The following is a 13652-nucleotide window of genomic DNA, read 5'->3' as shown; positions in this document are numbered from 1 at the left end:
TGCGGCTCCATATCCCTTCAATTAAGAGATATTATGCTAATTAGTTTGATTTCTAAAACTATTAGCTTTCGCTTGAAATATAAATTCTCATCTGGCCCACTACTAAAGTGGGAACTGTCATTAATTATCCGTCATCCCGTTAAACGCTCTCCCCTCATACCTCCCACAATCATACTTCCGCGATCAGCAGCCATAACAAAATCAGCCCACCATTGCATCATCGGTCGCCGTTGCTCAAGGTAATCACTGCGGTTATAAGCGCGACGTACCTCATTCTTATCCACATGTGCCAATGCAGCTTCAATAACATCTGGTGGAAAGCCTTGCTCATTAAGGGCTGTGCTGGCGATAGAACGCAAACCATGTGAAACGAGCACGCCACCAAAACCTGCACGTTTTAGCGATGCGTTAACGGTCTGGCTATTCATTGGTTGCTTTGGTTTGATACGGCTGGGAAAGATAAATTCTCGGTTGCCGCTTAATGGTTTCATCACTTCCAAAACAGCAATTGCTTCATCAGACAATGGAACAGTATGGTCGCGGTTCATTTTCATGCGTGCTGCAGGAATCTTCCACTCTCGCGCTTCTATGTCTACCTCTTCCCAGCGAGCTTCAGCCGCTTCGGCAGGGCGGGTAATAGTAAGAAGTTGCCACATGAACAGGCAGCGTGTGGAAAGGCTAATGCTGGCTGTTCGCATTGTCTGCATCAGTTGAGGTAGCTGGTCCGGTCGAATGCTGGGCATGTTCTTTTTCTGAGGCTTCTCGAAGGCTTTACCGATATTAACGCTGGGAACAGCATCAATCAGCCCTGTGTTTTGGGCATAGATCATGACCTCATTAATGCGTTGGCACAGTCGACGAACGGTTTCCAGTGCTCCTCTGGCCTGAACAGGTTGAACGGCCTGAACCAGTGTGTGAGCTTTAATATCTGTAACGCTAACGTCCCCAATTGCAGGAAAGACATCTCTCTCAAGAGAGCGCCAGATATCTTCTGCATAGTCCGCTGTTACGCTTGCTTTCTTCACATTCCACCAACGTTCAGCTACGAGCTGGAAAGTATTGGTTTTGGCTTCAATTGAACTGCGCAGTTGTTCCTGCTGATGTTCCTGGGGATCAATTTGTTTCGCCAGAAGAGAGCGGGACTCTGCCCGATAGTTTCGGGCATCGGCAAGGGTAACTGACGGGTAGGGGCCTATGCTCTTCTTCGCACGTTTCTTAGTGACAGGGCGAATGTAGCGAAACTGCCAGATTTTACTTCCGCTGGATTTGATTAGTAGCTCAAGGCCATCACCATCATAGAGAACGTAGTCCGCTTCCTTGGGCTTAGCAGATTCAATTTCTTTAACGGATAGAGGTTTGGTTTGTCTTGCCATTGCCGGGTTTCCATAGTTTTAGGCACCTCAAAAACAATAAAGCTTTATGAGGTGCCTAACAAGGTGCCTAAAAGGTTCGGATTTAATTAGTCGGCATCAGACTTCGCGGGACAAAATGAGGGCACAAAAAAGCCCGCAGGGCTTGCGCCGTGCGGGCTCTTAGGACTTCATCGGATGACTCTGGTAATCACCGATGGAGAATTTTGGTGGAGCTGGCGGGAGTTGAACCCGCGTCCGAAATTTCTACATCCTCGGTACTACATGCTTAGTTTGTCTTTACATTCGCACGCCAGCTGCGGACAGACACGCCACTAACGAACTAGCCTGATTAGTTTTAACGCTTCAACCCCAGGCAGGGCTTCCACGCGATCTCTTTTGGGTTTGACCTCTCTTTGATCCCCGTCTTAAGAGCGGAAGCTAGGGAGAGAGGGCTCAGAGCAGGTTATTAAGCTGCTAAAGCGTAGTTTTCGTCGTTTGCGACTATTTTTTTGCGGCTTTTAACGAGGCAAACCGCCCCTCGGCATGCACCTTGGGTTTCGCAAATCCCGTCGAATCCAGAATCAGCCCCAATAGTGTTGAACTAAGTATACCAGATTTCACTTCCTGGATACCAGCCCGGAACGCTAACTTATTGAATAGTACAATAAGTGTGCAGAATCAACGTCCTGCGTTTTTCATGATGCGCGCTTTATCCAACTGCCACTCGCGTTCTTTCAGGTCAGTACGTTTGTCGTGCTGTTTTTTACCTTTCGCGACGCCAACCTTCACTTTGCACCAGGCATTTTTCCAGTACAGTGACAGGGCGACCACGGTGAAACCTTCACGGTTGATGCGTCCGTAGAGGGATTCCAGCTCACGCTTGTTCAGCAGCAGCTTACGGGTGCGCGTTGGGTCACATACGTAGTGCGACGAGGCGACGGTCAGCGGCGTAAAGTTCGCGCCGAACAGGAAGGCTTCGCCATCTTTAAGGATCACGTAGCTGTCGCCGATGTTGGCTTTCCCGGCGCGCAGCGATTTTACTTCCCAGCCCTGCAACGCAAGGCCAGCTTCGAATTCTTCTTCAATGAAATACTCGTGGCGAGCACGCTTGTTGAGCGCAATGGTCGCCGAGCCTGGTTTATGTGCTTTTTTCTTCGTCATAAGTGTCGTAAAGCCGTCGGTAATCTGATTTCAAAAAGTCACCTCATTGCGTCCTGTGAGGTCTAACGCGCTATCTTAGCACGAGATGAGGCTTAGCGTTTTTTTAACAGGTGATAAATGTTATTATTTGTCCGTTGTGTGACCATGGAAATTGCTATGCCTCAGATTAGCCGTACTGCGCTCGTTCCTTACAGCGCGGAACAAATGTATCAGTTAGTGAACGATGTTCAGTCTTATCCAGAGTTTATCCCGGGATGTACCGGGAGCCGCGTTCTGGAGTCTGGCCCGACGCAGATGACTGCGGCGGTGGATGTCTCCAAAGCGGGGATCAGCAAGACGTTCACCACCCGCAATACGCTGACAAACAATCAGAGTATTTTGATGCATCTGGTGGATGGTCCATTTAAATCCCTGATGGGTGGCTGGAAGTTTACGCCACTGAGCGCTGACGCCTGCCGCATTGAGTTCCATCTGGACTTTGAGTTCACCAATAAGCTAATTGAGCTGGCGTTTGGCCGCATCTTTAAAGAGCTGGCGTCAAATATGGTTCAGGCGTTTACCACCCGCGCCAAAGAGGTTTACAGTGTCGCATAAGATTGCTGTAGAGGTGGTCTACGCGCTGCCGGAGAAGCAGTACTTACAGCGCGTAATGCTGGAAGAGGGTGCCACCGTTGAGGCGGCTATTCGCGCGTCCGGCATCCTCGAGCTTCGCAGAGATATCGACCTGGCGAAGAATAAGGTCGGGATTTACAGCCGTCCGGTGAAGCTGGGCGATGTGCTGAGGGAGGGCGACCGGGTCGAGATTTATCGTCCGCTGATTGCCGATCCGAAAGAGCTGCGTCGTCAGCGTGCGGAGAAGGCGGGTAAGTAGCGCTTCTTCCCCTCACCCTGTTCCTCTCCCTAAAGCGGCGAGGGGATCAACACAAAACAAAAAAGGTGCTCAATGAGCACCTTTTTGCTTTTCTGACGCCTGATTATTTGGTCAGCGCAGGCTTGTTGTCGATGTTGGTCAACACACCGGCGCTGCTGAAGGTCAGCGTCAGGGTCTGCTGGGTCACGCTTTCGTGGCCAGGCTGCTGACGGAATACATAGAACCAGGTGTTAGTGCCGAACGGATCGGTCATCATCGGGGTTCCCAGTGCATAAGCGACCTGCTGTTGTGTCATCCCCACGCGGATTTTGGACACATCGTTAGGGGTAAGGTAGTTCCCCTGGTTGATGTCAGGACGGTAAACCACTTTCTCCAGAGTGGAACAGCCTGCGGTCAACATCAGAAGAACCGCTGCGGCAGCGGTCAGCATTTTACAACGCATAGTGATTTGATTCCTTTTCGGGCCCGAGCAGAACGCGGCTCATATGTAATATGCCGATGATAATAGACCTTGCCCCACTTTGAAACCGGTCTGGCGGCGTTTTTGTTGTTCTGTATGACCCTGAGATCCCGAAAAAGTTTATGCCGCCAGCAGTTCTTTCGCGTTCGCGAGCGTATTACGCGTGACTTCACTGCCGCCGAGCAGTCGTGCCAGCTCCTGCAGACGCGCGCGTTTATCCAGCGGCTTCATGTGCGTTTCGGTCATTTCGCCGTCGGTTTCTTTACTGACAATAAAGTGATGATGACCACATCCCGCGACCTGCGGCAGGTGGGTGACACACATCACCTGCGTTGACTCACCTAGCTGGCGCAGCAGTTTACCCACCACTGCCGCCGTTGGGCCGCTGATGCCGACATCCACTTCATCGAAAATCAGCGCCGGGGTTTCCATTTTACGTGCGGTAATCACCTGAATCGCCAGCGCAATACGCGACAGTTCACCACCGGATGCCACTTTGGAGATTGCCTGCAGCGGCTGCCCCGGGTTGGTGGTGACGCGGAACTCAATGCGATCCGCCCCTTCTGCCGTCAGGTGGTTCTCTTCAAAACGGACATCAATGGTGAATACACCGTGCGGCATCGCCAGCGTGTGCATGCTGTCGGTGATGTGCTGGCTTAGCTCCTGAGCGTAATGTTGACGGATCTCATGCAGTTTTTTCGCCGTGGTCAGCGCCTGCTGATGATGCAGGTTCACGGCCAGAGAGAGGGTTTCCTGCGAATCCGCCTGATCGTCAAGCTGCTGCTGTTCTTCGAGCAGAGACTGATAATAGCCTGGTAGTTCTTCCGGCGTGACATGGTGCTTGCGCGCCAGTGAAATCTGACGAGAAAGGCGCTGCTCCAGCTCAAACAGGCGGTTCGGGTCGAGGTCCAGCCGTTCACAATAATGACGCAGTTCGTCACTGGCTTCTGAGATTTGAATCGCGGCCTCTTCCAGCATATCCAGTACGCCAGAAAGTTTACTGTCCATGCCGGCCAGTTCGGTGACCAGTTGACGGACATTGTACAGCTGGCTCTGCAGGTTAACGTCTTCGCCATCTGCCAGCATGTTGAGGGCATTCTGGCTGGTTGAGAGCAGGTGGCCGCTGTTGGCGAGGCGCTTGTACTCTTCGTCAATTTGTTCAAACTCACCCGCCTGCGGGTTGAATTCGTTCAGCTCTTTAAGCTGGTACGCCAGCAGCTCCGCACGCGCGGCGCGCTCCTGGCTTTGCTGCTGGTGCTGGGCGAGCTCGCGGCAGCTCTGATGCCACTGGCGGTAGTGCTCCGCCATAAGCTGAGTAAGCGCGTACTCACCCGCATAGCCATCAAGCAGGGCTTTCTGCTGTTCTGGTTTGACGAGTTGCTGATGCGCGTGCTGACCGTGGATCTGGATAAGCAGCTGGCCGAGTTCGCGGAGCTGGGAGAGCGGGACTGCCGTGCCGTTGATAAAGCCACGGGAGCGCCCGTCGCTGCTGATCACGCGGCGAAGTAAACACTCACGTCCATCTTCGAGCTGATTTTGTTCCAGCCAGCGCAGGGCTGCAGGGGTATCTTTCAGGGAGAAACGTGCGCAAATATCGGCACGGTTTGCGCCCATGCGCACCATGTCGCCTTCTGCACGGCCGCCAAGGCACAAGCCGAGGGCATCAATGGCAATGGATTTACCCGCACCGGTTTCGCCGGTGATCGCCGTCATGCCGCTGTGGAAATCGATCTCAAGCTCACGAACAATGGCAAAGTTGCTGATGGTCAGTTGTGCCAGCATAATTGTTTTCCTGTATGAAAAACCATAACTGTGTTTTCATACAGTATAAACTGGTTTTTTATACAGTAAAGTGCTGGATGCAAAATCAGAACAATTTTTTTGACCAGCCAAGCTTCGAGCTTAATGTGTTGAAATAGCTGTAATCTTTCGGGTGAATCAAGTTCAGGTGGTAATCACACCGGCGAATAAGAACATCTTCACCTTCCTGGATTGGCAGCGCGATCTGGCTGTCGCAGCTGATCTCCAGGTCGTTACGGCGGTGCGAGAAGCGCAGACGTATCGTGCTGTCGCCGTTAATTACCAGCGGGCGCGCGGAGAGCGTGTGCGGGAACATCGGCACTAGTGTAATAGCATCCAGAGAGGGCGTCAGGATCGGGCCGCCCGCAGAAAGCGAGTAGGCGGTTGAGCCGGTCGGGGTGGAGATAATCAACCCGTCAGAACGCTGGGAGAAGGCAAAGATTTCGTCGATATAAACTTCGAACTCAATCATGTGTGCCACTTTGCCGGGATGAAGCACCACCTCGTTAATCGCGGTGCTGATGCGCTTCTGACAGTCCTGCTGGCACACCTGCGCTTCCAGTAAAAAGCGTTTTTCGCTGATATAATGACCTTCCAGCACGTCGGCCAGCTGTTGCTGCGCGTTGTCCGGATCGAGGTCGGTTAAAAAGCCGAGATTGCCGCGGTTGATACCGATGACCTTGATGTCATAACGCGCCAGCGTGCGTGCCGCGCCGAGCATGTTGCCATCGCCGCCCACCACCACGGCGAGATCGGCCTGTTGGCCAATTTCCGCCAGCGTGCCGGTTTTGACGCTCTTCAGCTGCAGTTCCTGCGCAATTTGCTGCTCGACCATCACTTCATAGCCTTTGCTACACAACCAGCGATACAACATTTCATGTGTCGTCAATGCGGTAGGGTGACGCGGATGCCCGACGATCCCAATACACCTGAAATGATTATTCATTTTCTGGAGGTCCTTGTGCCTGATGAATGATGACAATCTCTCTTGTTCCCTTGAATCCAGGAAACTGATCCCCATAATAAGCGAAGTTAGCGAGATGAATGCAGAAAAACGCGGAGAAATTCATGAGTAGTAAAGAACAGAAAACGCCTGAGGGGCAAGCCCCTGAAGAAATTATCACGGAACAGCACGATGAAGTTGAGGCTGTAGAGCCAGACGCATCTGCTGAGCAGGTGGACCCGCGCGATGAAAAAATTGCGAATCTGGAAGCCCAACTGGTAGAAGCACAGAATCGCGAACGCGACACCGTTCTGCGCATCAAGGCGGAAATGGAAAACCTGCGTCGTCGCACCGAGCAGGACGTTGAGAAGGCGCATAAATTTGCGCTGGAGAAATTCGTCAACGAACTGCTGCCGGTGATCGATAGCCTCGACCGCGCGCTGGAAGTGGCTGACAAAGCGAATCCGGACAACGCGGCGATGATCGAAGGTATCGAACTGACGCTGAAATCCATGCTCGACGTCGTGCGTAAGTTTGGCGTGGAAGTGATTGCGGATACCGATGTGCCGCTGGATCCAAACGTTCACCAGGCCATTGCGATGGTGGAATCTGAAGAGATTGAAGCCGGTAAAGTGCTGGGCGTGATGCAGAAAGGTTACACCCTGAATGGCCGTACCATTCGCGCTGCGATGGTGACCGTGGCGAAAGCGAAAGCCTAATTTGCTACCTGTAGTGCCGGGTGGCGGCATTCGCCTTACCCGGCCTACGCTTTACTCGGCAATACTTTCCCGAAGTGGCGTAACGGGCAGCACCTTCACCTGCTTAATCATATTGTCCTGCACGTCCAGGATATCAATATCGTACTGCTCAATGCGCACCCGCGTGCCCGCCGCCGGGATCTCTTCCAGCGCTTCCAGAATCATCCCGTTCATGGTACGAGCTTCATCTTCCGGCAAATGCCAGTTAAAGGCTTTGTTGAGTTCACGGATGTTCGCGCTACCGTCAATCAGCACCGAACCATCGTTTTGCGGGGTGACCTCTTCCGCGAGAGAAGGGGACATCGACGTGGTAAAGTCTCCGACAATCTCTTCCAGAATATCTTCGACCGTCACCAGGCCCTGAATATCGCCGTACTCGTTGACCACCAGGCCGACTTTTTTCTTGTTGCGCTGGAATTTAACCAGCTGCGTGCTGAGCGGCGTGCCTTCCGGCACGTAGTAAATCTCGTCGGCGGCGCGCAGCATCACCTCTTTGGTGAACTCTTTTTTCTCGGTCATCAGACGGTAGGCTTCGCGCACGCGCAGCATGCTGATGGCGTCATCCAGCGAGTCGCGATAGAGCACGATGCGCCCATGCGGAGAGTGCGTCAGCTGGCGGACAATGGCTTTCCAGTCGTCGTTGATGTCGATACCGACGATTTCGTTGCGCGGCACCATGATGTCGTTCACGCTCACTTTTTCCAGATCCAGCACCGACAGGAGCATATCCTGATTGCGCCGGGAGATCTGCGAGCGGGATTCGTTCACGATGGTGCGCAGCTCTTCTTTGCTGAGCGCGCTGCTGATAGTGACGTCGGCTTTGATCCCCACCATCCGCATTAAAACGCGTGTGACCATGTTCAGCAGCCAGACCAGCGGCATCATCAGGATCTGCAGCGGTGCCAGCAGGAAGCTGCTCGGGTAGGCCACCTTTTCCGGGTAAAGCGCGGCGATGGTTTTTGGCAGTACTTCGGCAAACACCAGCACCACAAACGTCAGCACGCCGGTGGCAATCGCGACCCCGGCGTTGCCGTACAGGCGCATCCCAACGATGGTGCCGAGGGCTGAGGCCAGAATATTGACAAGGTTGTTGCCGATAAGTACCAGGCTTATCAGCCGATCCGGCTTGCGGAGCAGTTTTTCAACGCGGCGGGCGGCACGGTTACCCTGTTTAGCACGATGACGCAACCGGTAACGGTTTAAGGTCATCATGCCGGTTTCCGAGCCGGAGAAATAGGCGGAGATGACCACCATGACGATCAGGATAACGATCAACGTGGTGGTAGAGATGTGTTCCAGGGGGAACTCCTTTTATAACTTAGCCAGCAAATTGCTGTATGAAGCGGCTGCCAAAATAGGCAAGGGTGAGAATGCCCGCACCCGCGACGTTGAACCAGACGACGCGACGACCGCGCCAGCCTTCATGATAATGGCCCCACAACAGGACAATATAGACAAACCACGCGATGATGGAGAGCACTGCTTTATCGATATTCTCCACGCTGAACAGGTTCTTCATGTAAAACAGGCCGGTGCAGAGCGTGAGCGTCAGCAGCACCACGCCTATTTGGGTGATGTGGAACATCTTACGCTCAATGACCATCAGCGGCGGCATTTCATGGTTGAACGCCAGCTTTTTGTTTTTCAACTGGTAATCAATCCAGGCGAGCTGCATGGCGTAAAGCGCGGCGATGATCAGCGTTGCATAGGCGAACAGCGACAGGCCGATGTGCACCAGCATCCCCGGCGTCGCCTCCAGATGCGTAATGAATTCATTAGGCATAAAGGTGGCTAAAGCCAGATTGATCAGCGCGAAGGTATAGACAATCGGCAGCAGCAGCCAGCCGCGATTTTTAGACGCGACGATGGTCATTACCGTACAGATCATCAGGCTGACCAGCGAGCCGACGTTGAGGACGCTCAGGTTTTGCACGCTGCCGTCGCCGGGAATGATGCGTGATTCCAGCGCAAACGCGTGGCTTATCAGTGCGATGACCGCCGAAAGAATAGCCATGCGCCGCCAGCCGCTGTTTTTTTGCAGCAGTCCGGGAATAATCAGCGCGAGGCTGACAGAGTAGGCAACAAGGGCGATCAGTGCGAAAACAGGCATATAGGCATCGACAGTTGTCTTAATAAGAAAGAGAAGCAGTATAACGTTACGTGACGCCTGCTCCAACCGTTGCATAACAACAAAGGCGCCTTCATGTTATACTCCGGCAAAATTCTGTGTATGTGTCGCTCAATGCGGCCCAACGTTTCTACTCAGGCGAGAGACAATGTTTGATAATTTAACCGATCGTTTGTCGCGCACGCTGCGCAACATCAGCGGCCGCGGACGCCTTACTGAAGAGAACATCAAGGAAACGCTGCGCGAAGTGCGCATGGCGCTGCTGGAAGCAGACGTGTCGTTGCCGGTTGTTCGTGATTTTATCAACCGCGTAAAAGAGAAGGCGGTTGGTCATGAAGTTAACAAGAGCCTGACCCCGGGTCAGGAGTTCGTCAAAATCGTTCGTAACGAACTGGTTTCGGCGATGGGCGAAGAGAACCAGGTGCTTAACCTGGCGGCTCAGCCGCCGGCCGTGGTGCTGATGGCGGGCCTGCAGGGTGCGGGTAAAACCACCAGCGTCGGTAAGCTGGGTAAATTCCTGCGCGAAAAGCACAAGAAGAAAGTGCTGGTGGTCTCTGCGGACGTCTATCGCCCGGCGGCGATCAAGCAGCTGGAAACGCTGGCCGAGCAGGTCGGCGTGGACTTCTTCCCGTCCGACGTTGCCCAGAAGCCTGTCGACATCGTTAACGCCGCGCTGAAAGAAGCGAAGCTGAAATTCTACGACGTGCTGCTGGTGGATACCGCCGGTCGTCTGCACGTTGACGAAGCGATGATGGACGAAATCAAGCAGGTGCACGCTTCTATCAACCCGGTAGAGACCCTGTTTGTTGTTGACGCCATGACCGGTCAGGATGCGGCGAATACCGCGAAAGCGTTTAACGAAGCGCTGCCGTTAACCGGCGTGGTGCTGACCAAAGTCGACGGCGACGCCCGCGGCGGTGCGGCGCTTTCTATTCGTCATATCACCGGTAAGCCGATCAAGTTCCTCGGCGTGGGCGAGAAAACCGAAGCGCTGGAGCCGTTCCACCCGGACCGTATCGCCTCCCGTATCCTCGGCATGGGCGACGTGCTGTCGCTGATCGAAGATATCGAGAGCAAGGTTGACCGCGCGCAGGCTGAAAAACTCGCCAGCAAGCTGAAAAAAGGCGACGGTTTCGATCTGACCGACTTCCTTGAGCAACTGCGTCAGATGAAAAACATGGGCGGCATGGCAAGCCTGATGGGCAAACTGCCGGGCATGGGCCAGATCCCTGACAACGTTAAATCCCAGATGGATGACAAAGTGCTGGTGCGTATGGAGGCGATCATTAACTCCATGACGCTGAAAGAACGAGCCAAGCCAGAAATCATCAAAGGTTCCCGTAAGCGCCGTATCGCTGCCGGTTGCGGCATGCAGGTGCAGGACGTTAACCGCCTTCTGAAACAGTTCGACGACATGCAGCGCATGATGAAGAAAATGAAGAAAGGCGGCATGGCGAAGATGATGCGCGGCATGAAAGGCATGATGCCTCCCGGTTTTCCAGGGCGTTAATCGCTTTTGAGATTGCTTTTTGCCCGAAAATGAGTAAAATTTTCGGGCTTTTAATATGACACCCGGGCTCCGTTCCTCGATGGGGCCCGGTTGTTTTATTCACACAAGAGGATGTTATGGTAACTATTCGTTTAGCACGTCACGGCGCTAAAAAGCGTCCGTTCTACCAGGTTGTTGTGACTGACAGCCGTAATGCACGCAACGGTCGCTTCATCGAGCGCGTTGGTTTCTTCAACCCACTGGCCTCTGGCGCAGAAGAAGAAACCCGTCTGGATCTGGATCGTATCGCTCACTGGGTTGGCCAGGGCGCTACTGTTTCCGATCGCGTTGCTACGCTGATCAAAGCAGCAAACAAAGCAGCTTAATCTGTCACGGTGGTCATGATGAGCAATAAAGCACCTGTTGAACCGATCGTATTGGGAAAAATGGGTTCTTGCTACGGTATCCGTGGTTGGCTCAGAGTGTTTTCCTCCACTGAAGACGCTGATAGCATTTTTGATTACCAGCCCTGGTTCATCCAGAAAGCCGGTAAGTGGGAAGAGGTCGAGCTGGAAAGCTGGCGTCACCACAATCAGGACATCATCATCAAGCTGAAAGGCATTGACGATCGTGATGCCGCGAATGCGCTGACTAATTGTGAAATTGTCGTGGATTCGTCGCAGTTGCCACAGCTGGAAGAGGGCGACTACTACTGGAAAGACCTTATGGGCTGCCAGGTAGTCACCACTGAAGGTTACAGCCTGGGGAAAGTCATCGATATGATGGAAACCGGGTCAAATGACGTTCTCGTCATTAAGGCAAACCTGAAAGATGCATTTGGCATCAAGGAGCGGCTGGTCCCGTTCCTCGATGGACAGGTTATCAAGAAAGTCGATCTCGCTACTCAAACCATTGAAGTAGATTGGGATCCTGGTTTTTAAATTCTCCGGATAAACGGTAAAAGACGGCGCTATGTGGATTGGCATAATTAGCCTGTTTCCTGAAATGTTCCGCGCGATTACCGATTACGGGGTAACTGGCCGGGCAGTAAAGAATGGCCTGCTGAGCATCCAGAGCTGGAGTCCTCGTGACTTTACTCATGACCGGCACCGTACCGTGGACGATCGTCCTTACGGCGGCGGACCGGGGATGCTAATGATGGTGCAACCCTTACGGGACGCCATTCACACAGCAAAAGCCGCGGCAGGTGAAGGCGCAAAGGTGATATATCTGTCACCTCAGGGACGCAAGCTTGATCAAGCGGGCGTGAGCGAACTGGCGACGAATCAAAAGCTGATTCTGGTCTGTGGGCGCTACGAAGGGATAGATGAGCGCGTAATTCAAACCGAGATTGACGAAGAATGGTCTATCGGCGATTACGTTCTCAGCGGTGGTGAGTTACCGGCAATGACGCTGATTGACTCCGTCGCCCGGTTTATTCCGGGGGTACTGGGCCATGAAGCTTCGGCAACGGAAGATTCCTTTGCTGATGGGTTGCTGGACTGTCCACACTATACTCGTCCTGAAGTGTTAGAAGGGATGGAAGTACCGGCAGTGTTACTGTCAGGAAACCATGCCGAGATACGTCGCTGGCGTTTGAAGCAGTCGCTGGGCCGAACCTGGCTTAGAAGACCTGAACTTCTGGAAAACCTGGCTCTGACTGAAGAGCAAGCAAAGTTGCTGGCCGAGTTCAAAACTGAACACGCGCACCAGCAGCATGAACATGATGGGAAGGCGTAATACGCTCCCGAATATCAGTTTACCCAGGATAAGAGATTAAATTATGAGCAACATTATTAAGCAACTTGAACAAGAGCAGATGAAGCAGGACGTACCTTCCTTCCGTCCAGGTGACACCGTGGAAGTGAAAGTATGGGTTGTTGAAGGTTCCAAAAAACGTCTGCAGGCATTCGAGGGCGTGGTTATCGCTATTCGTAACCGCGGTCTGCACTCTGCATTCACTGTTCGTAAAATTTCCAACGGCGAAGGCGTTGAGCGTGTCTTCCAGACTCACTCTCCGGTAGTTGACAGCATTGCTGTTAAACGTCGTGGTGCTGTACGTAAAGCTAAACTGTACTACCTGCGTGAGCGTACTGGTAAGTCTGCTCGTATTAAAGAGCGTCTGAACTAAGATTCGCTTAAGCGACATCCTGTTAGAAAGGGCTGGCCGAAAGGCTGGCCCTTTTTTTATCCCATCGCACCTCTCGCATTAACCCTTTCGTCATAAATCATTTACAATGCTTGCCTCTTGAATGGAGGGGTAGTGGATAACGTACTGCATCAGCCTAACCGGAAACGCGCAGCGGCTTTGACCGCGCTGTTTGCGATCCTGCTGATCGTGGTGGCACCCCTTATCTCCGTCTCGCTGCAGAAAGACCCAATGAGCGCCATGCCGGGCATGCATCATGACATGAGCATGATGTCGATGGACGAGCATCACGGCGATATGCCTTACACGATGCCTGTCGACCATGCGGAGGCGTGCGGCTACTGCGTGCTGTTAGCCCACGTGCCGGGCGTGATGCTCGCGCTGATTGTGCTGCTCAGTATCGTGCTGCAGAGGCTTCGCGTTAAGCCGCCACGTCAGGCGGTCAGCCACTGGCACTTTTTCCCCTGGCTTTACCCTGATACCCGCGCGCCGCCGCGGCAGTCTGCTTTTTCCCTTTAAAAACTCAATCGATAACTTTTTG

General features: G+C 53.2%; 16 protein-coding genes and 1 other RNA gene. 9 read left to right on the top strand and 8 right to left on the bottom strand.

The window, feature by feature from the left end:
- Positions 1-131: 131 nt before the first annotated feature.
- From IM294_RS03995 to smpB, 3 genes are all read right to left on the bottom strand, one after another.
- Positions 132-1373, bottom strand: coding sequence for an integrase (locus IM294_RS03995; protein WP_025107349.1), 1242 nt, complete (start codon positions 1371-1373; stop codon positions 132-134).
- Positions 1374-1577: 204 nt separating this feature from the next.
- Positions 1578-1941: a transfer-messenger RNA gene (gene ssrA / locus IM294_RS03990) on the bottom strand.
- 89 nt (positions 1942-2030) lie between these two features.
- A complete protein-coding gene (smpB, locus tag IM294_RS03985) occupies positions 2031-2513 on the bottom strand; it encodes an SsrA-binding protein SmpB (RefSeq protein WP_008502505.1) in 483 nt (160 codons plus the stop codon).
- A gap of 156 nt (positions 2514-2669) precedes the next feature.
- Here smpB and IM294_RS03980 point away from each other — a divergent pair, with 156 nt between their 5' ends.
- Positions 2670-3107, top strand: a complete 438-nt coding sequence (locus IM294_RS03980; protein ID WP_205626239.1) for a type II toxin-antitoxin system RatA family toxin — start codon at positions 2670-2672, stop codon at positions 3105-3107.
- A complete protein-coding gene (locus IM294_RS03975; protein WP_047366684.1) occupies positions 3097-3384 on the top strand; it encodes an RnfH family protein in 288 nt (95 codons plus the stop codon). Before IM294_RS03980 ends, IM294_RS03975 begins: the two co-directional genes overlap by 11 nt.
- A 103-nt stretch (positions 3385-3487) precedes the next feature.
- On the opposite strand, the gene bamE is transcribed toward IM294_RS03975, so the two are convergent.
- From bamE to nadK, 3 genes are all read right to left on the bottom strand, one after another.
- The gene (gene bamE / locus IM294_RS03970) at positions 3488-3826 is read right to left on the bottom strand and encodes an outer membrane protein assembly factor BamE (RefSeq protein WP_028014132.1); all 339 of its coding nucleotides are present in this window, start codon (positions 3824-3826) and stop codon (positions 3488-3490) included.
- A gap of 138 nt (positions 3827-3964) precedes the next feature.
- Positions 3965-5626: a DNA repair protein RecN gene (recN, locus tag IM294_RS03965; RefSeq protein WP_126817361.1), complete on the bottom strand. Its 1662-nt coding sequence runs from the start codon at positions 5624-5626 to the stop codon at positions 3965-3967.
- An 85-nt stretch (positions 5627-5711) separates the two neighbouring features.
- Positions 5712-6590: an NAD(+) kinase gene (gene nadK / locus IM294_RS03960; protein WP_008502500.1), complete on the bottom strand. Its 879-nt coding sequence runs from the start codon at positions 6588-6590 to the stop codon at positions 5712-5714.
- 122 nt (positions 6591-6712) lie between these two features.
- Here nadK and grpE point away from each other — a divergent pair, with 122 nt between their 5' ends.
- Positions 6713-7306, top strand: coding sequence for a nucleotide exchange factor GrpE (grpE, locus tag IM294_RS03955; RefSeq protein WP_032644906.1), 594 nt, complete (start codon positions 6713-6715; stop codon positions 7304-7306).
- A 51-nt stretch (positions 7307-7357) separates the two neighbouring features.
- Here grpE and IM294_RS03950 read toward each other — a convergent pair whose 3' ends face one another.
- Together IM294_RS03950 and IM294_RS03945 are read right to left on the bottom strand one after the other, a co-directional pair.
- Entirely contained in the window at positions 7358-8644 is a 1287-nt protein-coding gene (locus IM294_RS03950) for an HlyC/CorC family transporter (RefSeq protein ID WP_032644905.1), read from the bottom strand.
- A 19-nt stretch (positions 8645-8663) separates the two neighbouring features.
- A complete protein-coding gene (locus IM294_RS03945) occupies positions 8664-9455 on the bottom strand; it encodes an inner membrane protein YpjD (RefSeq protein ID WP_032645009.1) in 792 nt (263 codons plus the stop codon).
- Between the two features lie 166 nt (positions 9456-9621).
- Here IM294_RS03945 and ffh point away from each other — a divergent pair, with 166 nt between their 5' ends.
- From ffh to IM294_RS03915, 6 genes are all read left to right on the top strand, one after another.
- Complete coding sequence (gene ffh / locus IM294_RS03940; protein WP_126817363.1) at positions 9622-10983, top strand: signal recognition particle protein; 1362 nt, start codon at positions 9622-9624, stop codon at positions 10981-10983.
- A 116-nt stretch (positions 10984-11099) separates the two neighbouring features.
- On the top strand, positions 11100-11348 hold the full coding sequence (gene rpsP, locus IM294_RS03935) for a 30S ribosomal protein S16 (protein WP_022649067.1): 249 nt from the start codon (positions 11100-11102) through the stop codon (positions 11346-11348).
- A 15-nt stretch (positions 11349-11363) separates the two neighbouring features.
- Positions 11364-11903 carry a ribosome maturation factor RimM gene (gene rimM / locus IM294_RS03930; protein WP_028014127.1) on the top strand — a complete coding sequence of 180 codons (540 nt, stop codon included), beginning with the start codon at positions 11364-11366 and terminating at the stop codon, positions 11901-11903.
- 31 nt (positions 11904-11934) lie between these two features.
- Positions 11935-12702, top strand: a complete 768-nt coding sequence (trmD, locus tag IM294_RS03925) for a tRNA (guanosine(37)-N1)-methyltransferase TrmD (protein WP_003863138.1) — start codon at positions 11935-11937, stop codon at positions 12700-12702.
- A gap of 43 nt (positions 12703-12745) precedes the next feature.
- Positions 12746-13093 carry a 50S ribosomal protein L19 gene (rplS, locus tag IM294_RS03920; protein ID WP_002914145.1) on the top strand — a complete coding sequence of 116 codons (348 nt, stop codon included), beginning with the start codon at positions 12746-12748 and terminating at the stop codon, positions 13091-13093.
- A 132-nt stretch (positions 13094-13225) separates the two neighbouring features.
- Complete coding sequence (locus IM294_RS03915) at positions 13226-13630, top strand: DUF2946 domain-containing protein (protein ID WP_126817365.1); 405 nt, start codon at positions 13226-13228, stop codon at positions 13628-13630.
- Positions 13631-13652 lie beyond the last annotated feature (22 nt).

Origin of the sequence: Enterobacter cloacae complex sp. P43RS (assembly GCF_014930585.1) — a bacterium.
In the GTDB taxonomy this organism is placed as follows: domain Bacteria; phylum Pseudomonadota; class Gammaproteobacteria; order Enterobacterales; family Enterobacteriaceae; genus Enterobacter; species Enterobacter bugandensis.
This window is presented reverse-complemented; position numbering and strand designations above follow the sequence as displayed.

Coding starts and splice junctions, on each gene's coding strand:
- bamE (WP_028014132.1), bottom strand. CDS start 3,826: ATGCGTTGTAAAATGCTGACCGCTGCCGCAGCGGTTCTTCTGATGTTG.
- IM294_RS03980 (WP_205626239.1), top strand. CDS start 2,670: ATGCCTCAGATTAGCCGTACTGCGCTCGTTCCTTACAGCGCGGAACAA.
- grpE (WP_032644906.1), top strand. CDS start 6,713: ATGAGTAGTAAAGAACAGAAAACGCCTGAGGGGCAAGCCCCTGAAGAA.
- nadK (WP_008502500.1), bottom strand. CDS start 6,590: ATGAATAATCATTTCAGGTGTATTGGGATCGTCGGGCATCCGCGTCAC.
- smpB (WP_008502505.1), bottom strand. CDS start 2,513: ATGACGAAGAAAAAAGCACATAAACCAGGCTCGGCGACCATTGCGCTC.
- recN (WP_126817361.1), bottom strand. CDS start 5,626: ATGCTGGCACAACTGACCATCAGCAACTTTGCCATTGTTCGTGAGCTT.
- rpsP (WP_022649067.1), top strand. CDS start 11,100: ATGGTAACTATTCGTTTAGCACGTCACGGCGCTAAAAAGCGTCCGTTC.
- rplS (WP_002914145.1), top strand. CDS start 12,746: ATGAGCAACATTATTAAGCAACTTGAACAAGAGCAGATGAAGCAGGAC.
- ffh (WP_126817363.1), top strand. CDS start 9,622: ATGTTTGATAATTTAACCGATCGTTTGTCGCGCACGCTGCGCAACATC.
- IM294_RS03945 (WP_032645009.1), bottom strand. CDS start 9,455: ATGCCTGTTTTCGCACTGATCGCCCTTGTTGCCTACTCTGTCAGCCTC.
- trmD (WP_003863138.1), top strand. CDS start 11,935: ATGTGGATTGGCATAATTAGCCTGTTTCCTGAAATGTTCCGCGCGATT.
- IM294_RS03995 (WP_025107349.1), bottom strand. CDS start 1,373: ATGGCAAGACAAACCAAACCTCTATCCGTTAAAGAAATTGAATCTGCT.
- rimM (WP_028014127.1), top strand. CDS start 11,364: ATGATGAGCAATAAAGCACCTGTTGAACCGATCGTATTGGGAAAAATG.